The organism is Vibrio sp. Y58_MX_L22, from assembly GCF_024181865.1.
Classification (GTDB): domain Bacteria; phylum Pseudomonadota; class Gammaproteobacteria; order Enterobacterales; family Vibrionaceae; genus Vibrio; species Vibrio alginolyticus.
Genome location: NZ_JAMZAN010000014.1, coordinates 28577 through 53667, shown reverse-complemented (window position 1 = coordinate 53667; position 25091 = coordinate 28577). Strand labels below are relative to the sequence as shown.

The following is a 25091-nucleotide window of genomic DNA, read 5'->3' as shown; positions in this document are numbered from 1 at the left end:
TAAATAATAAAAATATCAGGAATTAGTCTATGTTAGAGAGATACCGAAATCAAAGTGTCGGATTCCAGTTGAAACTGGTGATCACTTTGTGTCTATTCATTGCTTTCAGCAGTATTGCAGCGCTTGTTTACCGCAACGCTTCCGATGTTCTATTGGAAAGCACACTGAAAGAACACCAATCTAAAGTAGAATCAATGGCAAAAACCATTGCTGGCCAATTCGATGCTTACCTGCACACAGCTAAAGTCCTCGAATCTACTTTTCGCAATGGCTACCTTGCCGGTGTCTATGTCGAAAATTACACGGTTGACTTCATGGGACATGAAGTACCAAACATCACTCAATACAGTGAAAGCTTAATTAATGACACCAAGTTGGTCGACAGTTTCACACGTGATACCGGCGCTATAGCAACGCTATTCGCACCATTGGGTGACGACTTTATTCGGGTGTCCACCTCCCTAAAAGATCCACAAGGTCAACGAGCGGTCGGAACCACGCTAGGCATCAACCATCCTGGTTATCAGCAACTTAAAGCAGGACAACCGTATTACGCTCAAATTAAATTGTATGGCGAGCGCTACATTACCTACTATGCCCCAATCAAAGATGCGACAGGAAAGGTAGCAGGCCTATCGTTTATTGGCTTACCAGTAGACCAAGCGACACAAACCTTATTCGATGCACTCGAAGAGATAAAATGGGGCGACACTGGTTACACCATTATCGTTGATAACGACGACAACAATCTTGGTAAGTACCTACTTCATCCAGCAAAAAGCGGCTCAGATTCGTCAATACTAGAAGTCGCCGACTACAATGGTCACAAGCCTTTTGGTCAGATTTTCGAACAATCTAGTGGATTAATTCGCTACCCTTTCGAGTACCAAGGTAACGTAGGCGAAAAGTATCTTGTCTACACAGAGGTTCCAGGTTGGAACTGGAAACTGCTAGGTGGTACGTTTATCAAAGAAGTGACAAAAGGTAGCGACACGCTTCTCACACTCATTGCCATCATTTCTTCGGTAGCGGCAATCATTACTTTTGTTGTACTGACACTTTTCTTGAATCGCAGCTTACAACCTCTCACGACTCTAAACTCATACATGACTCGCTTAGCCGGCGGCGAAGTCAGCTTGAGCATCCCAGCGTCTCGTAAAGCATCAAAGAATGAAATTACGAACCTGAGCTCGGGTGTCGCCAGTATGGCAAGTCAGCTCAATGAACTTGTTGGTAAGATCCGTTCAACAAGCGACTTAGTGGAGAGCAACTCTACCAGCGTTGCCAACGATGCACATAGCAATTTGACCCAAGCCGACCGACAACAACAAGAAGTCGAGCAAGTTGTGACAGCGATTGAAGAAATGGCCTCTTCCGCTCAATCTGTCGCACAACAAGTCGAAAGCATTGCGGAAAACGTACGCTCAGCAAATACCGATAGCCAGTCTGGTCTCGCGATTGTTGAAGGCGTATGTATCGACGTTGCTCAACTTAACGATCAATTGGATCAATCAGCAACGGCTATCGAGCAAGTAAATCGCGATAGCGAGAGTATTCAAACCGTCACTAAAATGATTGATGAAATTGCTGAGCAAACCAATTTACTTGCCTTGAATGCCGCCATTGAAGCAGCACGAGCAGGTGAGCAAGGCCGTGGCTTCGCAGTTGTAGCAGATGAAGTGCGCACACTTGCGCACCGAACCCAAAGCTCAGTTCAAGATGTCGTGGAAATTATCGAGAAACTAAAAGGGTCGACTCATAATGCAGTTAATATGATGACAGACAGCCAACGCAGTGCAAACCAGGTCTTGGACAAAGCACAAGACGCGGGCACAGCATTAGAAGCCATCGCAGTACAAGTGCAGTCGATAGCCTCTCAAGCCGACGCCATTGCAGCGACTTCAGAAGAACAAGCTCAAGTTTCACAAGAAATTGCAGCAAATGCCCATTCTATCAGTGAACTTAACCGAGAAAGCCGCAACACGAGCGCAAAAACCTCGCAAAGTGCCATTGAACTTCAACAACAAGCACGAAACTTGAAAGAACAAGTCGACTTCTTCCACTAATACTTAATAAGAGCCGACCCAGTCGGCTCTTTTTGTTTCACTTGAGACCATGCTTTTTGATAGAATTTGCCGCCCTACTTTCTGTTCGAGATCGTCATGAACTATCAATGCCCTCTATGCCACCAAGCTCTAGCGTTAAATGAAAAAACGTTTAAGTGCGAAAACAATCATCAGTTTGACTTAGCAAAAGAAGGCTACGTTAACTTGATGCCAGCGCACCACAAACGTTCTAAAGATCCTGGTGACAACAAAGAGATGATGCAAGCTCGTCGTCGATTCCTTGAAGGAGATTACTACAACCCAATGCGCCAAGAAGTGGCGCAGCTGTGTGCAACATACACTGAGGGGAGCACCCATCAATTATTAGATATTGGTTGTGGTGAAGGTTACTACACAGATCAAGTACAAAAGACGATAGAAACACAAGCGAACCATGCCACGATTTATGGCTTAGACATTTCCAAAGTTGCCATTCGTTACGCGGCGAAGCGTTACACGCACTGCAACTTTAGTGTGGCTTCTAGTCACCGACTTCCCTTCGCAAATGAATCCTTAGATGCCATTTTGCGCATTTATGCCCCGTGTAAAGCTGAGGAGCTGCAGCGCGTTGTAAAAAACGACGGCGTTGTTGTCACGGTTACTCCTGCTAGCCGCCACTTATACCAACTGCGTGAGCGCATTTATCAAGAAGTTCGTCTTCACAATGAAGAACCAGAACATATTGAAGGGTTTGAATTAGAGCACCAGCAGCATCTTAACTATGTTATGGACTTGAAAAACGGAGCCGCAATCGATTTATTGCAAATGACGCCATTCGCATGGAAAGCAACCGATGCTCTTCGTGAAGAGTTGAAATCCGCTACACTTTTCCAATGTGAGGCTGATTTTATGTTGCGTGTATATCGCAAAAAAACACTCAATTAATAAGTCAAAAAAAACAACAAACGCAAATAGTTATCATTTATATTGATTCATTGCTCAGCCTCCATTAATATCATCCGGACATTTTTGGAGGCTTTTCAATGCGCTTTTCTACTTTGAGCTTGCTCTTTGCAGGCTTACTTACTGGTTGCTCTTCATATACGCACACCAACTCTCACGCAACCTCAGCGGAAGTCACTAGTTTTTACGACTACCAACTATACACCCCTTCTGGCGAGCACATCGCTCTAAGCAAACTGCCAATTGAGCTGCAACAAGCAGATGTCATTCTTATTGGTGAATGGCACACACACGCCGGCGTTCATCGCTTTCAAACCGATATGCTCAAACAACTTACGTCCTACGACCGCTCACTCGCGTTATCTATGGAACAATTTACCCGCGACAAACAACCTGTTGTTGACGCTTACCTACGTGGGGAGATCGGCGAACAGTACTTAATGAAACAAGCCAACGCGTGGCCCAATTATGAAAGCGACTATCGCCCTCTCGTGGAGTTTGCTAAGCAGAAAAATCTCCCGGTCATTGCAGCAAATGCACCAAAGAGCATTGTTCGATGCATTGGTCGACAAGGGCTAGATTACATTAACAAGCTCGATGATGATCAGCGGATGTTCATTGCACAAGCCATCAACACTGGTAATAGTCCGTACAAAGAAAAGTTCATGGCATCCATGCATCACGGTAAGCCAGAGCAGACGGAAAAACAGTTTGCAGCTCAAGTTACTTGGGATGAAACTATGGCGGAATCTATCGTTAGCTACCTAGACGACAACCCAGGCGCTCAGATTGTCCATGTTGCGGGCAAGTTTCACACCGAGCAAGGGTTGGGTACGGCAGCATCAATCTTAAGCCGCAACCCGAGCTTAAAAGTGGTTGTAATTAGCCCAACAGATAACGTGCTTTCTGATAATACAGACTATCAGTTAGAGGTTCTCGCACCACCAGTACGGTATGTACAAGATGCTCACCGCATGGCGGCATATCAACATCTAACTAAACGCAATAACGATCTTCAATGTAAGTAGCTGGTCTTCAATTTAAGTTACTACCTTGTCGTTGCGTTGCATCATCACACCGCTCCGAGTTCATAGAGTGACAACGGTCTGCTTCCTGCTGGTCTATTTTTTGCTAAAGATCACCAATAGAAACTAGAAGCGGCAAAAGCAGACCTGTTTTTATCCAAATAGCTTCAGAAATAAACTTTGCCGCCGATAAAAATATAACTGCTTTTTACCCGCACTCAGTGACCGAGTGTCGATGTTCCAAGGAGTATTCGATGAATCCAGTAGGAAGCACTTCTGTTAATAGCTATGCCAAACAATCTGTCGTCTCTAAACAAGCAAGTATTGCACAAGAAGAAACTAGTGCTTCGCCGCTGAAAGTCGAACACAATAAGGTGACGCTTTCGACCGAAGGCAAAGCGCTACTTGCCGCTCTGCAACAAATCGAGCACGACAGCAAGAAAATAGAAGCAGAAGATAAATCTGTTGGTGAAAAGGTCGAATCTTTCACGCATGGTGCGCTTGGCATGGATCACCCCGATAAAATCGAGAAAGAAGAGGATGGCTCATATTCTGCGGGTCAATACCTTTCTGCGGCACTTACCGTTGGTGGCATCATACTGGCATTAGTCTGATAACCAGTCTGATAATCGTCACGACAACAAATCCTATTTGAACCAAACACTTATTGCAGCCCATAATTTAATAAGCCAAAGAACGATATGATGCAAACGTAAGTGAATTCGACCGCTCTTGTGGCCCGATAATACATGCTCGTTTATTGCTCCCTAAACTAGGTTTCTTGTGAAGGCACTGAATGGATAACTTTAGTCCATGCTTTCAACTCCTAAGCGTAATCCAAGCCCACGTTTGTGGGCTTTCTTCTTTCCAAACTAACGAACGTTACAGAGCGACTCATTTTTTCTGCAAAACCAAACAAAAACGACAATTTGGTTAAACTTTTATTACCGACACAAAACCTTCATAAATCATTGCTTTAATGCCTGCGCTTTCAATAAACAAGGAAAATATAATGAAGCGCTTAGTATCTCCAATCGTTACGGCAGTGGCTGCATCTACCCTCTCTTTCAACGCACTCTCAGCTGAAATCAAAAACGTCATTTTGATGATCGGCGACGGCATGGGTCCTCAACAAGTAGGTTTACTCGAGACCTACGCAAAACACGCACCTAACTCGGTTTACAAAGGCGAAAGCACAGCATTATACAAACTCGCTCAAGAAGGTGTGATTGGATCATCACTGACCAATCCAGAAGACGCAATTGTCGTCGACTCTGCGTGCTCAGCTACGATGCTAGCGACAGGAATCCCTACTGCTTCTGAAGTCATTGGCATTGATAGCCAAGGCAACCATGTCGAAACTATTTTGGAAAAAGCCAAAAGTAAAGGTAAAGCGACAGGGCTCGTCTCTGATACGCGTATGACCCACGCAACGCCAGCAGCATTTGCCGCTCATCAACCACATCGCTCCCTAGAAAACAGTATTGCGGCGGATATGCTCGAAACAGGCGTAGACGTGATGATGTCTGGTGGACTTCGTCATTGGATTCCAAAGTCGACAAACGACAAGGGAGAGACATACGAGCAACTTGAAAAGCTCACTCAAGGTAATGTCTACCTAAAATCGAAACGCAAAGACGAACGCAACTTGCTTGCCGAAGCGCAAGACCAAGGCTATAGCTTAGCTTTCAGCCGCGATATGCTCACACAAGCTAAAGGTGACAAATTACTTGGACTTTTTGCTTACTCGGGCATGAACGATGGTATTGCCTACAGTCAAAGCAAAAACGATCCAAAACGCACGCAGCCATCGCTGAAAGAAATGACCACCAAAGCAATCGACATTCTTTCAAAAGACAAAGACGGTTTTTTCTTGATGGTTGAAGGCGGCCAAATTGACTGGGCTGGCCACAGTAACGATGCAGGTACGATGCTGCATGAAATGCTTAAATTCGATGAAGCGGTAAACTCAGTTTATGAGTGGGCAAAAGGCCGTGATGACACCCTGATCATTGTTACTGCAGACCACGAAACCGGCTCTTTTGGCTTTAGCTACTCATCAGCAAACTTGCCTAAACCACAAAAACGCGACGGCGAAGCATTCAAAAATCAGGATTACGCGCCAAACTTCAACTTTGGTCAGTTCGAGATCCTCGATGGCTTATACAACCAAAAGAAAAGTTACTACGGCATGATCAGTGAATTCCAAGCGCTTGATAAGAAAGAGCAAACTCCAGAGAAGTTTGCGGAAGTCGTGAACGCAAATAGCGATTTTTCGATTACGCCTGAGCAAGCAGAACGCGTATTAGCAAGTAAACCAAATCCATACCGACTCGCTGGACACAAATACTTAAGCGAAGAGAACGTACCGACAATCAATGACTTTGATGCTTTCTTTCCTTACAACGACCGTGGCAACTTGCTAGCGCGTGAGCATGCAACAAAGCAAAACACAGTATGGGGGACGGGTACTCATACGCATACTCCTGTCAACGTATTTGCTTGGGGACCTGCAGAAACTATCCTTCCGGTATCAAAAATCATGCACCACTCGCAACTAGGCGAGTACTTGAAACAACAAATTAAATAATCAACTTGCACTTACTTCACGACTCGTGATGTTTCAACGCTCTCGCAAGGGAGCGTTTTTTTATGCATGAAAACAGTTGACGTTTTAAATCGTACACCACAATAATTATGGGTCTTTAATTATATGAATAAAGAAAATGTGCGAAATCTTTGCTAAGCAACCCCAAGACAACTATCAGTTCATCACCCGCTCTATCCGTATTGATGGTCACGCGACCAGTGTAAAACTTGAAGCGAGCTTTTGGACAATTCTTGAGGAAATCGCTAGTGCTCAAAACATGACGGTTCCTAAATTCATAAGCACTGTTTATCAAGAAGCACTCGAATACAATGGTGAAGTGAACAACTTTGCCTCCTTACTTCGATGCGCTTGCCTCACTTACGCCCGCCAACCTCAAGAGACCACTCGTCAAGCACTTGCGCAACTTAACAGTTAATAGCAACCAACCGAGCAATAACCATCCTAGGCTATGCATCCGTATTATAAACCCTTGAGCATCTTCTAATTTGTCGTACTAGAGTACTACCCAGACTCCTTTTGAAATCGCTAACCTGTGCGGACTATCAAGGAGTACCTATGACAAAAATGATTCACACCATGATCCGAGTAAGTGATCTGGACCGCTCTCTACAATTTTACTGTGACGTACTTGAACTAGAAGTCGCTGATCAATACATCTTTGATGGCTTTTCTCTAACCTATCTAGCCAACCAAGAAACTGGCTTTGAATTGGAACTGACGCACAATCACGACCAAAGTGAGCCCTACACTCACGGCTCAGGTTACGGCCACCTTGCCGTCAGCGTGGAGGACATTGAACAAGCCCACAAACGCATTAAATCTCTCGGCATTGAAACTGGTGACATCAAAGCCTTTGACCATCAACAAAAGCATTTAGCAACGTTCTTTTTTGTAACCGACCCTGATGGTTACAAAATTGAGTTCTTGCAACGCCAAGGGCGTTACCTATAACAAAAAGAGTAAACATTATGATTCACTTGACGGCTACCTTTCATGCACAACCGGGAAAAGAACAAGAGTTGAAAGAGGTACTTACCCAAGCGCTTGAACCTACTCGCAATGAAGAAGGTTGCGTTCGTTATCAATTGTTCCAAGATAAAGACAATGCATGCCACTTCGTTTTTCAGGAGCAATTTAAAGACCAACAAGCGTTTGAGCTTCATGGTAAAACAGAACACTTTGCTCTTTTGATTAGCCAGATCGACAACTTGTTAGAATGCGAGCCGAAACTGGTGTTCTTCGACGAACTGTAACTATAGCGCTAACCGAAGATCAAAAAAGGCACTCTACCTAGAGTGCCTTTCACTTGTTGGGACCTGTGATTAAGCGTCTTGCTTCTCCACCATATGCAAATGCACATCTTGTTGTGGGAAAGGAATCGAAATACCTTCTCGGTCGAAGCGTAGTTTCACTTCTTTTGTCACATCCCAGTATACATCCCAGTAATCATCCGTTTTTACCCAAGGACGCACAATAAAATCTACAGAAGACGTATTTAATGTATGAACTTTGATCATTGGCTCTGGAGTGCGAAGTACCGAAGGGTGAGAGGTAATGATATCAGACAATACTGACTCCGCTTTTAAGAGGTCATCCGCATAGCCAATACCAAACACCATATCCACGCGGCGAATGCGTTCATGCGTGACGTTCTTAATAACATCTCCCCAGATTTTGCTGTTAGGCACAATAATAATTTGGTTATCAAACGTACGGATTGTGGTGTTCACCAAACTCATATGGCTTACCTTGCCATCCACACCGCCAGCATACACAAAATCACCAACATCAAATGGACGATAAATAAGCAGCATCATACCCGCCGCGAAGTTGGATAACGTGTCTTGCAACGCGAAACCAATAATCACACCAGCAATACCGAAACCGGTTAGGATTGGCGCTAGGTTCAAGCCAAGCTGAGATAAGCCCACCATGATACCGATCACCCACACGAATTTGCCGGACATCGAGATAAAGAAGTCCTGCATCAAGTGGGAAAGTTTTAAGTTTTTCGATGCAACTGCCTTACGGACCACTTTGCGCGTTAACTTAGCCAGTCCGCGAGCGATCAATAAAATCAGCGCAAAAACAAACAACTGGAAGATATGCTGCGGTGCATTCTCGGCAAACCAATCCAGTGCCGAGTTGGACCAGTGACTCAGTATTGACCACACAACTTTGGTATTTAGTAAATCATGGGTGATATTACCCGTCACTTCAAAAATTTGGCGTTTGTATTCAGACGTTTCTAAACCGACTTTATCACCAATTGAAATCAGGTTGCGTAAGCTTTCTGTCGCAATATTTAGCCTTTGTTTAGTAATGAGCTGACTAAGTTGCAACGACGCTTTTTCCGACTCTGGGCTAGACGAAAGTTGGGAGCCAATGATCTCACTTTGCTGACTCAAGTACTCAATTGAAGCAGACAGTAAGCGCATACGTTTATCAATTTTATCTTTTAGTTCCGCTTCTGCGCGCTCGTTTTGGGCCCCTAGCTCCTTCAACCAAGCGAGATTTTGCCAGCTCGAATCGAAGCTAACATCAAGATAACGCTGTAGCTCTCGATAATCATTAACAAGAGCAAGCTTCTCTTCATCCTTAGCCTTATTTAAATCCTCGACGACTTTCTTTATTTTTTCCGATAGATAGTTCGTTGCGTCCTCAGAGTATTGTTCTTGTTTTTTAACTAGCAAGATCAGCTTGTCGCGAGAGATAGTTTCACGTTCAATCGCTGACGCTAACTGGCTTCTTAATTCTTCATTCTTTTGGAATAGTTGCAGTTGAAGGGCATCACGCTCGTCGCCACTCGCTTGCGAGAGGCTTTGGGATAAATCCACAATCTCTCGGTTCAAGTTGTCAATCGAGATTTCGGCAGCAGAAGGCTCTTGGATATCGTCAGTAGCAGTCGCATGAACAGCCATTGGGGAGAACATAATGACGGCAAGTGCGAATAATGTCACCCAAGATGTCAGGCGCAGTTTCTGGGGGAAATGAAACGTCATGTTTACCTCATAGGGAACAATCCTGATCAAAACAATCAGGAATAGAAGTGTAAAGCGTTGAAATCATACTCCTAAGTTTACAACACTAAATAATAAACTGAGCAGCATTTCGTTAGCGAGACGTCAAAGTTGGGAGCCCCAATAGCAAACAAGCCTTTCATTTAATCAATGAAAGGCTTGTTTTTATTCGACTAAGGACGGTTGGGATGATTTAAAATATGGTCTTCCCAATCCACCACATCAATCTCGTAAACAACTTTGTTACGGACACTTTCCCCTGCCGCATGCATTGCGGACTTAGAGCCGGTAATCAACGGATGCCATTCTGGTAAAGGCTGCTTTTCAGCCAACAGACGGTAAGCGCACGTGTGTGGCAGCCAAGTAAAATCGTCAATGTCTTCTCGGGTCAGCTTGGTGCACTCTTCACCCGAAGTGAAACGGTTTGGGTAATCCTTACACGAACACGTTTTACTGTTCAGCCAGCTACAAGCCACATTGGTATAGTAGATTTCATCGGTATCTTCATCCATAAGCTTATGCAAACAACATTTGCCACAACCATCACAGAGAGATTCCCATTCCTCTTCTGTCATCTGCTCTAACGATTTACTTTGCCAAAATGGAGTGCTCATACTTCAAGTCTCACCAAGGGAATTTAGGGGGCGATTTATACTCTTCTCAACGCAAAAGTTCAAGTTTTGAGAAGATCTTGCATCCTTCCCACATAACGGTGGAGATATTCAACTACTTTCGTTTTACTGTTCTATCCTTAAACAAGTTTCCATTACTCAATTGATCAAGAAGGCATTAAGGAGTTTTCATGGGTATTATTTCTTGGATTATTTTGGGCTTAATCGCCGGCGCACTTGCTAAATGGCTCATGCCAGGAAAAGATGGGGGCGGTTGGATTGCAACAATGTTACTTGGTATTGCAGGGGCATTTGTAGGTGGCTTCCTTGGCGGCATTCTCGGTTTCGGCGGAGCCACTGGCGTCAACATTGGTAGTATCATTACCGCAACACTAGGCGCATTTATTCTGTTGTTTGTTTATAACCGTTTCTTAAAATAATCACGATGATTTAAAAGCAAAAAACCAAAAAGGGAGCGTAATGTTAAGCGCGCCCTTTTATTTTTTTCTTTCTTCACTCTTCCAATCCACGTCAAAATGACCATAATTGCCCCCTTAATTTTTAAGAGGTTTACATTATGGATTGTCGATTAGGATGTGGAGCGTGCTGTATTGCGCCAAGTATCTCTTCACCAATACCAGGAATGCCCAAGGGCAAACCTGCAGGTGTTCGTTGTGTGCAACTCAACGACGACAATTTGTGCAAGCTATTTGGTAAGCCTGAACGCCCTAAAGTCTGTCACGATTTTAAACCGTGTCCGATTGTATGCGGCAACACCAATCAAGAAGCACTCGACAACATCACTGAATTAGAACAATTGACGTAATGCGACTCTAGACCACACGTTTAAAGTTAGTACCTCGGTTGTTTCTCTCCGCGGCAGTAATCAAAGCAAACTCAAGATTTAGCACTTTCCCCCTCTGCTTTTTATCTCACCCTTGAGAACTCTTGCCACATAGCGTTCCATTTGCGGTTTTCGCGCGATCTCCCTCACAATTTATTGACAATTCTCGACTATGTTCAGCGGGTCATTTAATTAAAGATCAGGAAAGAACATGAATAAGTATTTGGCTGAGGCTGTTGGCACGTTCTGGCTAGTGTTAGGCGGCTGTGGTAGCGCGGTGTTGGCTGCGGGTTTCCCTGAAGTGGGTATTGGTCTGTTGGGCGTTTCTTTGGCATTCGGTTTAACCGTTCTGACGATGGCATTTGCTATCGGTCATATTTCAGGTTGTCACTTGAACCCTGCAGTGACAGTTGGCCTTTGGACTGGCGGTCGTTTTGAGACAAAAGACGTTGCTCCCTACATCATCTCACAGGTTATCGGCGGGCTTATCGCAGGTGGCGTGCTTTACGTTATTGCATCTGGACAAGCAGGATTCGATGTTGTGGGTTCTGGCTTTGCCGCCAATGGTTATGGTGAACACTCTCCAGGCCAATACTCGATGATCGCTGCACTTGTGACTGAAGTTGTCATGACGATGATGTTCCTGATTGTCATTATGGGTGCAACAGACAAACGTGCGCCACAAGGCTTTGCACCTATCGCAATTGGCCTGTGTTTGACTCTCATTCACCTGATCAGCATTCCTGTCACCAATACGTCAGTAAACCCTGCTCGTAGCACGGCAGTCGCAGTATATGTGGGTGACTGGGCGGTTTCTCAGCTATGGCTGTTCTGGATTGCTCCTATTGTGGGTGGCGTGCTTGGTGCGGTTATCTACAAAAATCTTCTTGGTAAAGAATCGAACGATTAATCGTTCCTAACTCCCAAAATCAAAAAAGCCGCTGAATTCAGCGGCTTTTTATTAAATTCTGTGTCGACCTAATAGCGAATGTGACAACGTCGTGCCATCAACAAGCTCTAGCTCCCCACCGACAGGCACACCATGCGCGATGCGGCTGGCATCAACTTGGTGCTCTTTACATAGCTCTGCGATGTAGTGGGCAGTGGCTTCACCTTCAACTGTTGGGTTTGTCGCCAAAATCACTTCGGTAATATCACCGCGACGTAAGCGGTAATCAAGGACATCTAATCCAATATCACTTGGACCAATACCATCTAATGGCGACAAATGCCCCATAAGAACAAAATACCGACCAGAATATTGGCCTGTTGCTTCAACGGCTGCGATGTCTGCCGGGCTTTCTACCACACAAATTTGACCATTTTCTTGGCGTTTTGGGTTGGTACAAATGTGACAGACTTCTTCTTCGGTGAAGGTTCGACACTCAGTACAATGACCTATTTCTGTCATTGCCTGACTCAGCGCATCTGCAAGCTGCAAACCGCCTTTTCTATCGCGCTGTAACAAATGAAAGGCCATACGCTGCGCTGACTTGGGGCCAACCCCAGGTAGACAACGTAAGGCCTCCATCAATTGCTCCAGCATATGACTGGTACGCATTAAAAGTCCGCTTAATTAAATATCAGCAGATTAGAATGGCATTTTCATGCCTGGTGGTAGTTGCATACCGCCAGTTACAGAAGCCATTTTCTCTTTTTGAGTTTCTTCAACACGACGGGCTGCATCGTTGAACGCCGCAGCGATCAGATCTTCAAGCATTTCTTTGTCGTCTTCCATCAAACTTTCATCGATGTCAACACGACGTACGCTGTGACTACCAGTGATAGTAACTTTAACTAGGCCAGCACCAGACTCGCCAGTTACTTCCATATTCGCGATTTCTTCTTGAAGCTTTTGCATGCGATCTTGCATTTGCTGGGCTTGCTTCATTAGGTTGCCCATACCGCCTTTACCAAACATGTTTATCTCTCTGGTTTAATGAGGTGTTGCATCAATTAATGGGGTTATACCTTTGGGTTTTCAACCCCATTCCATTCGATTATTAGATAGGGCGCACACTATCTTTATCAAGCTCTGCAGCAAAACGACGTTCAATAAATTGAACATTTGGATCGTTTTCTAAACTGTTCAGCGCTTGCTGTAATTTCTCTTGGTAGAGCCTATCTCTCAGTTCAAGTGGTGTTTCTCCACTCTCCCCTATTTCGATGCTCATGTGGCACTCTTCACCTAACACGGTATTAAGTGCTTTGAGCAATTCGGCTTGAGCTCTATCAGTATTCAAATGAGCTTGGCTGCTTCTCAATAGTAACGAAACGGTTGTTCCTTCCTTACTATAATGAGAGTTTAGCGCAAGTTGCTCTACCAGCTTAGGGATCTCCATTAAGCTGATGAGCTTCGCCCATTCATTATGTTCTAATGACTCATCGATGAGCTTTTGTGCCATTTCAGGCGTTTTCTCATGCTCAAGTGCCTGCTTGAGCTGCGTAGGTGTCAGTTTTGTATTTACTTTTGTCTCAACAGGCTTGCTTGGACGCCAGCGATACGCTTCCTCAACTTGTGGCTCCGTCGACTTCGGAGCTGAGTTTGGCGACACCTGCGCGGAATTGCCATGCAATTGCGCTACTCGGTCGATAACCGATTCTGGTTGTGCAGATGCCGCTTTAGGCTTTTTTGAGCCACCATTTTGAGGAGTGTTCTGTTGTAGGCCTTGACGCTGAGAACGTAATTGGTGACGTAAACCGCTTAGACCACCGCGCGCCGGTGTTGAAACGCTCTCTTGCACTTGTTGAGGTGGCGTTTCATGCTGCGGTGCAGGGTTTTCGCTCATCGGCGGCGCCATATCATACTGTGGCGGAACCCTCTCATATCCACTCGCGTGATATTCAGGTTGTGAATTGGATGAAGGTTGAGGCGCCACTTGTGGTGAGCTTTGTGCTGGACTCGGCTGCTGAGCTCGAGGAGCTGCTACTGTCTGAGCTGGCGCAGCCTTTGGTTGACTGGTACTTTGAGCCGGAGATGACGCTGGCTCGCAGTTACTAGAAACAACATTTGCCCCACTGTTATTTGATGGGCGGAACGCCATCATACGCAGCACAATCATTTCCAAACCGACTCGCCCATTTGGCGAGAGGGTCAAATCTTCACGACCTTTCAATGCAATTTGATAGTAAAGCTGAACGTCTTGCGGGCTTAGAGCTTTACTCAACAGCTCAATTTTCTCTGCATCTGGTTGGGCTCGGTCTAACGATGCGGGCAACGCTTGATACATCGCAATTCGGTGTAACTGTGTTGCGACTTGCTGCAACAAACCATCCCACTCGACACCATTTGCTGCTAATTGCTGGATTTTATCCATGGCTTGTTGAGGTTGCTTGCTGCTGATTGACTCTAGTAAGTGAATCGCTTGGTCGGTATCAATCGTCCCCAACATGTGGCTGACAATATCGGTTTGCACCGCACCGTTACCTAAAGCAATTGCTTGATCAGTCAAGCTAAGAGCATCACGCATACTGCCATCTGCAGCATGTGAGATCATACCCAACGCTTTTGGCTCTGCTGAAACTTGCTCTTGACCTAGGATGTAATCAAGTTGCTGGTGAATATCATCAACGCTGATTGGTTTCAGATGAAACTGAAGACAACGCGACAATATAGTGACAGGCAGCTTTTGTGGATCAGTTGTTGCGAGTAAGAACTTCACATACTCTGGCGGCTCTTCCAGGGTTTTCAACAACGCATTGAAAGAGTGACGCGATAGCATGTGCACCTCATCGATGAGGTACACTTTAAAACGTCCACGAGCAGGTTTGTATTGAACGTTGTCTAACAGTTCACGAGTGTCTTCAACTTTAGTACGTGATGCTGCGTCGATTTCAAGAAGATCGACAAAGCGACCTTCATCAATTTCACGACAAATATCGCACTTACCACAAGGTGTCGCGGTAATGCCGGTTTCGCAGTTCAAGCCTTTGGCAAACAGCCTACCGATACTCGTTTTACCCACACCACGAGTCCCGCTGAACAGATAAGCATGGTGTAAACGGTTTTGCGCCAGTGCGTTTTCCAACGCCGTCAGGACATGTTTTTGTCCGACAACTTGGTCAAACTGATTAGGACGCCATTTTCGCGCTAAAGCTAAATAACTCATTGAATGTATTAATGTCCTTCAAAATCGCAGATGCTGTACACGTTTAGACCTAGTGCTTCTAAACGTTTATCGCCACCGATTTCTGGTAGGTTGATAACGAACGCAGCGTGCTCAACTTCACCACCCAGTTGGCGAATCAGCTTAGTCGTCGCTTCAATAGTACCGCCCGTTGCCAATAAATCGTCGACAACCAGTACTTTGTCGCCTTCAACGATGGCATCTGTATGGATTTCTAGTGTATCAACGCCGTATTCAAGCTCATAAGATTGAGCAACAGTAGGGCGTGGTAGCTTGCCTGGTTTACGCACTGGTACAAAACCAACACCTAGCTCAAGCGCTAAAGGCGCGCCAAATAGAAAGCCACGAGCTTCCGTACCCACAACCTTGGTAAAGCCCATATCTTTGTAACGTTCAACAAGTAAGTTGATCGTTGCTTGGTATGCTTTCGCGTCTTCAAGAAGGCTCGTCACATCACGAAATAGAATGCCTGGCTTTGGGTAGTCTTGGATGCTTTTGATGCTAGATTTGATCAGTGAAATTGTTTCTGTAGTCATAATACCGATTTACTTAGATTGGCTCATCGCCCTCTCTAATCGCAGTATCACGAGGGCAACGAACAATAGGTTTTCACCACTATGTGCTTATTTTCGTAAAAGTCACAGGCGCTGAAAATACAAACGCCCACTCGAAGAGCGGGCACACTATTCTCTACAATCTTAGTGATTTTCTTCTCGGTCAGCAACCAACTCAATCACAGGCAGACGCATAAACCAGCTGAGTAAAACGATTAGCATCACTAAAAGACCAATTTTTACCCAAACGAGGGGGACAACAACGATTGAAACCATGAAACTAAGCGCAATAAAAATCGCACCACGCTTTTTTACTTTTGAAGTAACAGCCCGATGCTTATGCCAATTGTCGAGAATGGGTCCAAACGTTTTGTGGTTATGTAACCATTGATGAAATGCGGGGCTACCACGCATAAAACATGCGCTAGCAAGCAAAATAAAAGGTGTGGTGGGTAAAAGTGGAAGGGCTATGCCGGCTATGCCGAGCACAATACAGAGTCCACCAACAGTATTGAAAAAGTAACGCTTAATACGAATGGTGAACTCCGGTACAAAATAGCTAGATTAAAAGCCTGCGTAACCATTCATTACACGAAGCCAGGTTAGCGTTGCAGGAAGTGTTGGGATCAAAAGAACTGCAATAAAACCTAAAAAGTAAAAAATATTATAAGGCTCTTTAAAATCTTTGTCTGCCATGATGTGTCTTCTCACTAGTTGACTTTGCTTCTCCCAAGGCACAGCGTTAAATTATCGTTGCACAAATGGGTCATTATTGTTTTAAGCGCTGACTATACATTAAACAGCCAAATCTAAACACCAGTAAAAAGTAAGGTTATTGAACTAAACGTATGTTGTTTTGGTGGTTCTAAAAAGATAATAAGCAGCGTCAGGACGCTGCTTATTGGTTTGCAAGTCATAATTATACTAGTCGGGATTTCCGGGTAATACTTAAACTAAAACTTGAAGAACCTAAACACCCGATGGACAACTGTCCTGCAACACTAAGCGGTAAATCGCGGGTGATGAAGTTTTTCATACTTCCTCCCCCTAAACGGTTACCTGCTGCGATGTGTTGATTCGTATTTCCGTCAGACCAATGGCTATCTAAACCCGCAGGCAATATAGAGACCGAGGATGAAGCGAGGTCGGCGACACCAAACACAGCATTGACTGCACCCGCACACTCCGAACACTCAATTCCTTTTTCAATGATCCCTACCATGTCCTTGAGATCAGCACTGAAACTTTTCAAGTTACGGAGATAATCGTCAAACAATGCCCTAACGAGCAATGTCGTCGCAACTCCATCATTAGCTTGGGAAGCAGAATCAACGAGATAAAACGCAAATTGACCATTCATTAACCAACGATAATCGAAAACCAAGGGCATCACATCCGTCGATTGCAATAAACGGTACGAGCAGCGCCAATCTCCCTGAGCAGCATCCTTCTCTGGCAATAGCGCTTGCAGTAAATCTCTTGCCGCACTCGGATTCTGTTGTAAATATTCCAGATGCCAATACAGCTCTTGTTCATCTGGGATTTCACCACCATCATCAACCCTGAACCACTGACTTGAAAAGTCACGTTGTTCTGAGAAGTGGCTATCGGTATCTTCTAGCGTATTCTCTATCGCCTGAGATAGGTGCTCATAATTACCTATCGGTTTAGGAAGAAAATCTTTAATACCAAATCGCAACGCTTTCGCGACATCGGACATTTCATCCGTGCCTGATACCACGATAAGCGGCATATATGGATATTCGAGACTAACTTCTTCGACGAACTCGATACCATCTAAGACCGGCATCGATAAATCACATAAGATAAGATCGGGTTGGCATTCCCTGAGTTGTTGAAGCGCTTCTAGGCCGTTTTCTGCTTCTACTACTTTAAAACCCTGACTTTCTAAATAGGCATTGGTTACTTTACGAAATATTGGATCATCGTCCACCAACATTATTAGTTTTTGATTAATCACTTCCTGTGCCGAGACCATTGCCGTTTGACTGTGAGTCTTAAACATACCTTTATCCCTCACAAAGCTCAGTCAAAAAAACAGATTTATTATTAAGTCATTATTTTTGTTGTGTTTACTTCCAGCAAAACGTGTCACAGCAAGACCTGAGGCCGCTTCGCCTTGTTATAAAACTTAGCTCGGAAACTGCATTAATACAAATATTACGGCGTATAACAGTATTTACTCAAACAGGGTTGCTGTGTTCAAATGATGCAACATGTTGACTTAAAGCAAGCTTTGATCACAAAGTTAATTATAAATTAACCGTAATCGGTAATTTAATGTGTCTGGAAATATGAAATTAGATGACTTAAACCTGTTTCGACTGGTTGTCGAAAATGGGAGCTACACCGCAACTTCGCGAAAAACCATGATCCCGGTTGCGACCATCACCCGACGCATTCAAGCGCTAGAAGACTCTGTCAATCTTCGACTATTGAACCGTCATGCTCGCAAACTCTCGCTCACTGAAGCAGGGGAACGTTTTTACCATGAGTGCTCTCCTTTACTACAAAGGCTAACAACCGCAGCAGAGGAAATCACTGACGACTGCCGAGGAGCATCCGGCAAGATTAAGATATCCGCGCCTTACAACTTAACTAAACGAATGATGATGCCGATGTTCAACAGCTTTATGAAGCAGTACCCGGACATCAACATTGAGCTAACGACAGAGAATAATGCGGACAAGCTTGACCCTACTGAATGGGATGTAATTTTTCGAGTGGGACCGCAACGCGACTCTAGCCTCATCGCGCGTAAGATTGGCGAAGTGAAGGATATTCTCGTTGCAAGCCCTGACTATCTAACCTCGAATCCTGCGCCACACCATGCAGAAGAGCTATCTAACCATTCATTGCTAAAAGGGTACCCACTTATTAAGTGGACCTTGATTAATAGCAAAGGCGAGTCTGTGGTGAATGTTGATCGTGGTCGTTTTCAAGCAAACGCGCTCAATGTGGTGCGCAGCGCTTGTTCCGAAGGTTTAGGCATCACACTAATGCCAGATGTCATGATCAAAGAGTACATCGAGAGCGGCGATTTGGTACGCGTACTGCCAGATTGGAGTGCAAACCCGCGCGACATTTATATGCTTTACAACCACAAAGACCACCTGCCAGAGAAAGTTCGCCTCTTTATTGACTTTGTGATCGCTTATAACATTCACTAACTAGATAGCGAAAACAAAAAACCAGAGCCGAAGCTCTGGTTTTTTTACGACTTAAGAAAGCGCATCCTATGCGCCTTCGTTATGAAGCTCTAGGTTTGCTAAATCCTGTTGGATTTCAAGTTGTGTTTTCGCATCATCATTACGAAGACCATCTAAGAAATCTAGGTATTGTTGGTCGATATCACCCGTTACGTATTCGCCGTTAAACACGGAAGTATCGAACTGAGTAATGTCTTGGTTTCCAAGACCTACAGCCTCTACCAAATCTTCTAGACGTTGATAAATAAGCGCATCGGCACCAATCTGCTTACAAATTGTATCGTTGTCACGGCCATGGGCAATAAGCTCTGTAGCACTTGGCATATCAATGCCGTATACGTTCGGGAAACGAACTTCAGGAGCCGCTGAGACCATGTACACTTTCTTGGCACCAGAATCACGAGCCATCTCAATAATCTGCTCTGACGTTGTACCTCGAACAATAGAGTCATCCACCAGCAACACATTCTTACCTTTGAATTCCGAACGAATAGCATTCAACTTGCGACGTACTGATTTCTTACGTTGTTGCTGGCCAGGCATGATAAACGTACGTCCAACATAACGGTTTTTCACGAAACCCTGGCGATAAGGGATATCGATCGCTTGAGCGATTTGCAGTGCAATGTCGCAAGACGTTTCAGGGATAGGAATGACAACATCGATATCAAGGTTTGCGTAATCTTCACGAATACGTTCGCCCAGCTTTTTACCCATTTCAACGCGAGCGCTGTATACCGAAATTTTATCGATGAACGAATCCGGACGAGCAAAGTACACGAACTCGAAAATACAAGGGTTAAGCTTAGGATTATCTGCACACTGCTTCGTGTAAAGCTCACCGTCAAACGTTGCGTAAATCGCTTCACCAGGTGCAACATCACGGACGAAATCAAAACCGACCGCATCCAATGCCACCGATTCAGACGCAACCATGTACTCTGCTCTGCCGTTAACTTCACGCTTACCTAAACACAGCGGGCGAATACCGTGTGGGTCACGAAATGCAATCATACCATGACCAATGATCATGGCGGTCACAGCATAAGCACCGCGAATTGTGCGATGAACATTGGTGACTGCGCGGAATACGTCTTCGGTCGTGACATTTCCTTTTACTGAGTCAATTTCGTGCGCCAGTACATTTAGTAACACTTCGGAGTCTGAAGTGGTATTGATATGACGGCGATCTTTTTCAAACAGCTTCTGACGAACTTCGTTAGCGTTGGTCAAGTTACCGTTGTGGGCAAGTGTAATACCGAAAGGAGAGTTTACGTAGAAAGGTTGAGCTTCTGAAGCGCTTGAACTGCCTGCTGTAGGGTAACGAACATGACCAATTCCGACCTCGCCTTGCAGGCGTTGCATGTGTCTTGCTTCAAATACATCCTTGACTAAACCGTTCGCCTTACGCAGACGAAAACGATTGCTTTCTATGGTACAAATACCAGCGGCATCTTGGCCACGATGCTGTAACACCGTTAACGCGTCATAAATAGACTGGTTTACAGGCGTTGTGCCCACGATTCCAACAATACCACACATGTCCTAATCCTCGATTTGCGACAGTAGCTGGCACTACTAGATAGTGCCAGACAGAAAACTTGATGTTGCTTGTAAATGCTCGAAGAATGGGGCGATGATACGGCTGAACTCAGGGATCAACTGTGAATCTTTCCACCAATCCGAGCTTGGGAATGCAGTAAACGCATCCATAAAAAACAGCACCGCAGAAACAATTAAGACTCCGCGTAGACCACCAAATACAATCCCGAGAATTCGGTCCGTACCTGATAGCCCTGTTTTTTGTACCAGTTGACCAATGACGTAATTCACCACTGCACCAACTACCAAGGTTGCGACAAATAACGCCGCAATCGCCGCTCCGTTACGAAACATATCATCTTCGATGTTGGTGAAGTACACCGCCAATTTGGCATAGTAATTACTGGAGATAAAAAACGCTCCAAACCAAATCACCAAAGACAAAGCTTCTTTAGCAAAACCGCGAACTAAACTGATCAGAGCTGAAAATCCGATCACACCTAAAATGATAAAATCTATCCAATTCATCTTTTCTTCATCTTAAGTTGGCGCGCATTTTAACAGAAAAAATGCTGACGCAAACGTTTTCTTATGGATTTAATGGCTTAAATTTAAGCAATTGACCTTTTGAACCTGTAATTTTTTGTAATTCTTGAACTTGTCGTTCAAGTTTACTTTTTGACACATCAGGGCCAACAATCACTCTCGTAAACTCGTTTTCTTTCTTTGTGTGAGCTTGATAACCACGCTTTTGCAAATCCGCGACAAGCGCGACAGCATTTTCGTGATTCTTAAGTGCCATCAACTGAATGATCCAAGCTGAATCTTCATATTGATTTTTCTCTTGAACAGGACGAGTGACAACCTCAACTTGCTCTGGTTGTTTGATGACCTCAGGTTTAGATGTTGGCGCTGGCTCGGGCTCAGAAACGGCTACTTGAGCATCCTCACGTTCTTGCACTACAGCTTCAACCGGAGAATCCGGTAACGTAATGTCGTCTTCCACTGGCTCTAATATTTCGAAGTTTTCCACATCACTATCAAGTTCTGGTTTGATAGGAATACTGGCAAATTCTTCTTTGTAGTGCAGTTTCTTACCATCTAGCACATCGGGAAGAACAATGACTCCGACTGCGACTAGAATGATGGTGCCGACTAAACGACTTTGGAATTTACTTGCCATCAAAATACCTTTACTTATTTATTATTTGATTGCCAATGTTCCAATACCTCTCCGACGGTATGGAATGAGCCAACCACCAGAATAACGTCTCCTGTCTTTGCGTGGCTTCTCGCACTCTCGAAGGCGTCAACAGGGTTTTCAAAATGAACTTGCCCATCAGGTAAGTATTGGCACAATTCATCAGCGGTCGCCGCTCTCGGTCCAGTAAGCGACGCTGGATACCATTGTGTTGCAACTGGAGTTAGCGCTTCAATGGTTGCTTTAATGTCCTTGTCATGCAGCATTGCAACCACAATATGGATATTCTTACCCAGATATTGTTGCTTCACTCTTTCTACCAAATACTCAGCAGAGTGCGGGTTATGAGCGACATCAAGGACTATTTCAGGTTCGTGATGCAGTACTTGCATACGCCCCGCCAAACGCGCATTATTCAAGCCATTGACAATATTTATGTCAGTGATTTGCAATTCCGAAGCCCCTAGTGCCATCAGTGCAGTGGCTGCATTTTGTAATGGTAGCGATGGGATTGGTAAATCCTCTAACTCAAATGCCCCACTGCTCCATTTCCAACCATTATCAGTTAGTTGGTAATCGTACTGAATACCTACTTGGAAGAACTCAGAACCAATATCGTCAGCATGAGCCGCCACGGTCGCTGGTGGCGTCGGTTGACCACAAATTGCTGGCTTCCCTGAACGGTAAATGCCCGCTTTTTCAAAACCAATAACATTGATGTCATCACCAAGCCAATCCACATGATCGATCGCTAAGCTCGTAATAACAGAAACATCATGGTCAACAACGTTAGTGGCGTCTAGACGGCCGCCAAGTCCTACTTCAAGTAAGACAACGTCAACTTTCTCTACTTGGAAAATACGTAGCGCAGCAAGCGTACCGAATTCAAAGAGGCTAAGGCTAACATCACCACGCTGCTTTTCTACATAATCGAATGCTTCACAGTGCTTGGCATCTACAACGTCAACGCCATTAATGCGTACACGCTCGTTGTAACGAATCAGGTGCGGAGAACTATAAACACCGACTGAATAGCCAGCATCAAGTAAAATGGCTTCCATTAACGCACACGTTGAGCCTTTGCCATTGGTTCCGGCAACGGTGATTACGGTTGGAGCTGGTTTGGTAAGATTGGCTTTGTTTGCTACCGCTTGGACACGGTCTAAGCCTAGATCAATTGCTGAGGAATGAATATTTGCTAAATAATCAAGCCACATCTCTAATGAAGATGTGGCTTGAGGAATTGGGTTTTGGGTCATCTAACTTTAACCATTAAATTCTTTGGTTTTTATGTTAGTTGATACTTTACCCTTTTTCGTCCGCTTCTGGTACAGAATATGGCTCTTCATTTGGAGATTCGTTAACCGAAACCACCAAAGGAGACTTGTGGTTAGTCATCTTAGCGATAAGACCACCCACACGCTGACGCATTTCACGACGGTCAACGATCATATCAATAGCACCGTGATCAAGTAGGAACTCACTACGCTGGAAACCTTCAGGAAGATCTTCACGTACAGTTTGCTCGATTACACGACGACCAGCAAAGCCAATGAGGGCCTTAGGTTCACCGATGTTGATATCACCCAACATAGCCAAACTTGCTGATACACCACCCATTGTAGGGTCAGTTAGAACAGAAATAAACGGCAGACCTTTTTCTGATAAACGCTCAAGCGCAGCACTGGTTTTTGCCATTTGCATAAGAGACATTAAAGCCTCTTGCATACGAGCACCACCACTTGCTGAGAAACAAACAAGCGCGCAGTTATTTTCAATGGCTGCATCCACTGCTTTCACAAAGCGAGCACCAACGACTGAACCCATTGAACCACCCATAAAGGAGAATTCAAACGCACACGCCACAAGCGGCAGACCAAGCAATTCACCCTGCATCACAACTAGCGCATCTTTCTCACCGCTATTTTTTTGTGCAGCAGAGATACGCTCTTTGTATCGCTTAGAATCTTTAAATTTCAGTTTATCCTGTGGCTCAAGTTCAGAACCTAATTCAACTCGATTACCTTCATCTAAAAATGTTTCCAAACGACGACGCGCTTTCATACGCATGTGATGGTTACACTTTGGACAAACTTCTAAGTTACGCTCTAGTTCAGCATGGTATAAAACCTGTTCACAAGAGGTACATTTAGTCCACACACCTTCTGGGATAGAAGCTTTGCGTGAACTTACTAGATTGCTTTTCTCTAAAATCTTTTCAAGCCAACTCATGGAAGACCTTTTCTCTCAACTCTTCCGCTTCATTGCGAAAGATATAAATTCGACATAATACCGACGGATTAAACCATATCTTGCAGCTACTGTAGATAAAAAACTGGTTGTACCTATTTTTGATATCGTAAATAGCGTATGTTTTCCGTTCACATTCAATGTAAACACTACCGATATTTTGAAATAAGTTTGTAAAATTAGTTCAAATTATCTGGTAAAAACAGTGGACCGATCGGCACTTCAGGTAACCCAAACTCTTCTGGGTAGTCTACATCTACCAGGTACAGACCTTCCGCTTTCGCTGTCGCACCCGCTAGTTTGCGATCTTTGGCGTCTAATAACCACTTGATCCATTCAGGACTCTCTTCGCCACGTCCAACTTTTATCAAGCTACCCGTGATATTACGAACCATATGATGCACGAACGCATTAGCTTTAATATCAATAACCACATAGTTCCCATGGCGCGTAACGTTCAGATGCATCAAGTTTCGAAATGGGCTGCGAGACTGACAATGCGCCGCGCGAAACGACGTAAAATCATTTTCGCCAAGTAGGAACTGCCCTGCTTCATGCATTTTTTTCTCGTCGAGCTCACCATGATAGTGACTAACCCCCGAGTTTAAGATGCCTGGACGTAAAGCATGATTGAAAATAATGTAACGATAACGGCGAGCTGTCGCTGAGAATCTTGCATGGAAATCATCTGAAACTTCCTTAGCCCAACGAACCGCTATATCGCTTGGCATGTTCGCGTTTGCGCCCATGGTCCAAGCTACCATTTTTCGAGTAACGTTGGTATCAAAGTGCACAACTTGTCCCGTGCCATGCACGCCTGCGTCTGTCCGACCAGCACACTGAACTTCAACTGGGTGATTAGCGACGACGGACAATGCTTTCTCTAGCTCTTCTTGGACACTTTTCACTTCTCTTTGGCGCTGCCAACCAAAGTAGTTTGTACCGTTGTACTCGATACCTAATGCGATTCTCATCTTAACCTTCGAACTCTAAAATGGGGCGGGAAGTATATACTCAAGTCACCTCAAGTTGCCAGTTTCACCAAGGGTGACATAAAGGTAGCATCCT

The 25091-nt window shown here is 44.6% G+C and carries 27 protein-coding genes; 12 read left to right on the top strand and 15 right to left on the bottom strand.

Going from position 1 to position 25091, the window contains the following annotated elements:
* The first annotated feature begins 29 nt into the window (after positions 1 to 29).
* From NL626_RS21265 to NL626_RS21230, 8 genes are all read left to right on the top strand, one after another.
* The gene (locus NL626_RS21265) at positions 30 to 2066 is read left to right on the top strand and encodes a methyl-accepting chemotaxis protein (RefSeq protein ID WP_154205121.1); all 2037 of its coding nucleotides are present in this window, start codon (positions 30 to 32) and stop codon (positions 2064 to 2066) included.
* A gap of 96 nt (positions 2067 to 2162) precedes the next feature.
* Complete coding sequence (gene rlmA / locus NL626_RS21260) at positions 2163 to 2990, top strand: 23S rRNA (guanine(745)-N(1))-methyltransferase (RefSeq protein ID WP_005380691.1); 828 nt, start codon at positions 2163 to 2165, stop codon at positions 2988 to 2990.
* Positions 2991 to 3088: 98 nt separating this feature from the next.
* Entirely contained in the window at positions 3089 to 4036 is a 948-nt protein-coding gene (locus NL626_RS21255) for a ChaN family lipoprotein (RefSeq protein WP_130545934.1), read from the top strand.
* A 251-nt stretch (positions 4037 to 4287) separates the two neighbouring features.
* Positions 4288 to 4647: a hypothetical protein gene (locus tag NL626_RS21250; RefSeq protein ID WP_213866413.1), complete on the top strand. Its 360-nt coding sequence runs from the start codon at positions 4288 to 4290 to the stop codon at positions 4645 to 4647.
* A 398-nt stretch (positions 4648 to 5045) separates the two neighbouring features.
* Entirely contained in the window at positions 5046 to 6623 is a 1578-nt protein-coding gene (locus NL626_RS21245; RefSeq protein ID WP_047104402.1) for an alkaline phosphatase, read from the top strand.
* A 136-nt stretch (positions 6624 to 6759) separates the two neighbouring features.
* A complete protein-coding gene (locus NL626_RS21240) occupies positions 6760 to 7059 on the top strand; it encodes a ribbon-helix-helix domain-containing protein (RefSeq protein WP_005384938.1) in 300 nt (99 codons plus the stop codon).
* Between the two features lie 140 nt (positions 7060 to 7199).
* A complete protein-coding gene (locus tag NL626_RS21235) occupies positions 7200 to 7595 on the top strand; it encodes a VOC family protein (RefSeq protein WP_005380685.1) in 396 nt (131 codons plus the stop codon).
* 17 nt (positions 7596 to 7612) lie between these two features.
* Positions 7613 to 7897, top strand: a complete 285-nt coding sequence (locus NL626_RS21230) for a putative quinol monooxygenase (RefSeq protein ID WP_065274732.1) — start codon at positions 7613 to 7615, stop codon at positions 7895 to 7897.
* Between the two features lie 69 nt (positions 7898 to 7966).
* On the opposite strand, the gene NL626_RS21225 is transcribed toward NL626_RS21230, so the two are convergent.
* Both NL626_RS21225 and NL626_RS21220 read right to left on the bottom strand, forming a co-directional pair.
* A complete protein-coding gene (locus tag NL626_RS21225) occupies positions 7967 to 9646 on the bottom strand; it encodes a mechanosensitive ion channel family protein (RefSeq protein WP_005380681.1) in 1680 nt (559 codons plus the stop codon).
* Between the two features lie 191 nt (positions 9647 to 9837).
* Positions 9838 to 10278 (bottom strand): YcgN family cysteine cluster protein, encoded by a 441-nt coding sequence (locus NL626_RS21220; RefSeq protein WP_005384948.1) that lies wholly within the window; start codon positions 10276 to 10278, stop codon positions 9838 to 9840.
* A 188-nt stretch (positions 10279 to 10466) separates the two neighbouring features.
* Between NL626_RS21220 and NL626_RS21215 the strand changes: the two genes are divergently transcribed.
* From NL626_RS21215 to aqpZ, 3 genes are all read left to right on the top strand, one after another.
* Positions 10467 to 10715, top strand: a complete 249-nt coding sequence (locus tag NL626_RS21215) for a GlsB/YeaQ/YmgE family stress response membrane protein (RefSeq protein WP_005380625.1) — start codon at positions 10467 to 10469, stop codon at positions 10713 to 10715.
* 137 nt (positions 10716 to 10852) lie between these two features.
* Complete coding sequence (locus NL626_RS21210; RefSeq protein ID WP_017820793.1) at positions 10853 to 11101, top strand: YkgJ family cysteine cluster protein; 249 nt, start codon at positions 10853 to 10855, stop codon at positions 11099 to 11101.
* Positions 11102 to 11330: 229 nt separating this feature from the next.
* Complete coding sequence (gene aqpZ, locus NL626_RS21205; RefSeq protein ID WP_253657710.1) at positions 11331 to 12029, top strand: aquaporin Z; 699 nt, start codon at positions 11331 to 11333, stop codon at positions 12027 to 12029.
* Between the two features lie 51 nt (positions 12030 to 12080).
* Here the strand turns inward: aqpZ and recR are convergent, their stop codons facing one another.
* The 7 genes from recR to NL626_RS21175 all read right to left on the bottom strand — a co-directional run bounded on the left by recR (position 12081) and on the right by NL626_RS21175 (position 17826).
* Positions 12081 to 12680 carry a recombination mediator RecR gene (gene recR, locus NL626_RS21200; protein WP_005380619.1) on the bottom strand — a complete coding sequence of 200 codons (600 nt, stop codon included), beginning with the start codon at positions 12678 to 12680 and terminating at the stop codon, positions 12081 to 12083.
* Between the two features lie 30 nt (positions 12681 to 12710).
* Positions 12711 to 13040, bottom strand: a complete 330-nt coding sequence (locus NL626_RS21195) for a YbaB/EbfC family nucleoid-associated protein (protein ID WP_005380618.1) — start codon at positions 13038 to 13040, stop codon at positions 12711 to 12713.
* Positions 13041 to 13122: 82 nt separating this feature from the next.
* Entirely contained in the window at positions 13123 to 15228 is a 2106-nt protein-coding gene (dnaX, locus tag NL626_RS21190; RefSeq protein ID WP_253657709.1) for a DNA polymerase III subunit gamma/tau, read from the bottom strand.
* Positions 15229 to 15236: 8 nt separating this feature from the next.
* A complete protein-coding gene (gene apt / locus NL626_RS21185) occupies positions 15237 to 15782 on the bottom strand; it encodes an adenine phosphoribosyltransferase (RefSeq protein ID WP_005380615.1) in 546 nt (181 codons plus the stop codon).
* 162 nt (positions 15783 to 15944) lie between these two features.
* Positions 15945 to 16337: a YbaN family protein gene (locus NL626_RS21180; RefSeq protein WP_031779047.1), complete on the bottom strand. Its 393-nt coding sequence runs from the start codon at positions 16335 to 16337 to the stop codon at positions 15945 to 15947.
* Between the two features lie 27 nt (positions 16338 to 16364).
* Positions 16365 to 16496 carry a hypothetical protein gene (locus tag NL626_RS22975; RefSeq protein ID WP_005380608.1) on the bottom strand — a complete coding sequence of 44 codons (132 nt, stop codon included), beginning with the start codon at positions 16494 to 16496 and terminating at the stop codon, positions 16365 to 16367.
* Between the two features lie 223 nt (positions 16497 to 16719).
* Positions 16720 to 17826: a response regulator gene (locus tag NL626_RS21175; RefSeq protein WP_005380606.1), complete on the bottom strand. Its 1107-nt coding sequence runs from the start codon at positions 17824 to 17826 to the stop codon at positions 16720 to 16722.
* 289 nt (positions 17827 to 18115) lie between these two features.
* Here NL626_RS21175 and NL626_RS21170 point away from each other — a divergent pair, with 289 nt between their 5' ends.
* Positions 18116 to 18991, top strand: a complete 876-nt coding sequence (locus tag NL626_RS21170) for a LysR family transcriptional regulator (RefSeq protein WP_005384959.1) — start codon at positions 18116 to 18118, stop codon at positions 18989 to 18991.
* A 66-nt stretch (positions 18992 to 19057) separates the two neighbouring features.
* Here the strand turns inward: NL626_RS21170 and purF are convergent, their stop codons facing one another.
* The 6 genes from purF to truA all read right to left on the bottom strand — a co-directional run bounded on the left by purF (position 19058) and on the right by truA (position 24997).
* Complete coding sequence (gene purF, locus NL626_RS21165; RefSeq protein ID WP_005380592.1) at positions 19058 to 20572, bottom strand: amidophosphoribosyltransferase; 1515 nt, start codon at positions 20570 to 20572, stop codon at positions 19058 to 19060.
* 36 nt (positions 20573 to 20608) lie between these two features.
* Positions 20609 to 21100: a CvpA family protein gene (locus tag NL626_RS21160; RefSeq protein WP_005380590.1), complete on the bottom strand. Its 492-nt coding sequence runs from the start codon at positions 21098 to 21100 to the stop codon at positions 20609 to 20611.
* A 61-nt stretch (positions 21101 to 21161) separates the two neighbouring features.
* Positions 21162 to 21755, bottom strand: a complete 594-nt coding sequence (locus NL626_RS21155; RefSeq protein WP_017820797.1) for an SPOR domain-containing protein — start codon at positions 21753 to 21755, stop codon at positions 21162 to 21164.
* A gap of 14 nt (positions 21756 to 21769) precedes the next feature.
* Positions 21770 to 23032: a bifunctional tetrahydrofolate synthase/dihydrofolate synthase gene (gene folC, locus NL626_RS21150; RefSeq protein WP_017820798.1), complete on the bottom strand. Its 1263-nt coding sequence runs from the start codon at positions 23030 to 23032 to the stop codon at positions 21770 to 21772.
* Positions 23033 to 23078: 46 nt separating this feature from the next.
* Positions 23079 to 24005: an acetyl-CoA carboxylase, carboxyltransferase subunit beta gene (accD, locus tag NL626_RS21145; RefSeq protein ID WP_005380583.1), complete on the bottom strand. Its 927-nt coding sequence runs from the start codon at positions 24003 to 24005 to the stop codon at positions 23079 to 23081.
* Positions 24006 to 24202: 197 nt separating this feature from the next.
* Entirely contained in the window at positions 24203 to 24997 is a 795-nt protein-coding gene (truA, locus tag NL626_RS21140; protein ID WP_053304165.1) for a tRNA pseudouridine(38-40) synthase TruA, read from the bottom strand.
* Between the last annotated feature and the right edge of the window lie 94 nt (positions 24998 to 25091).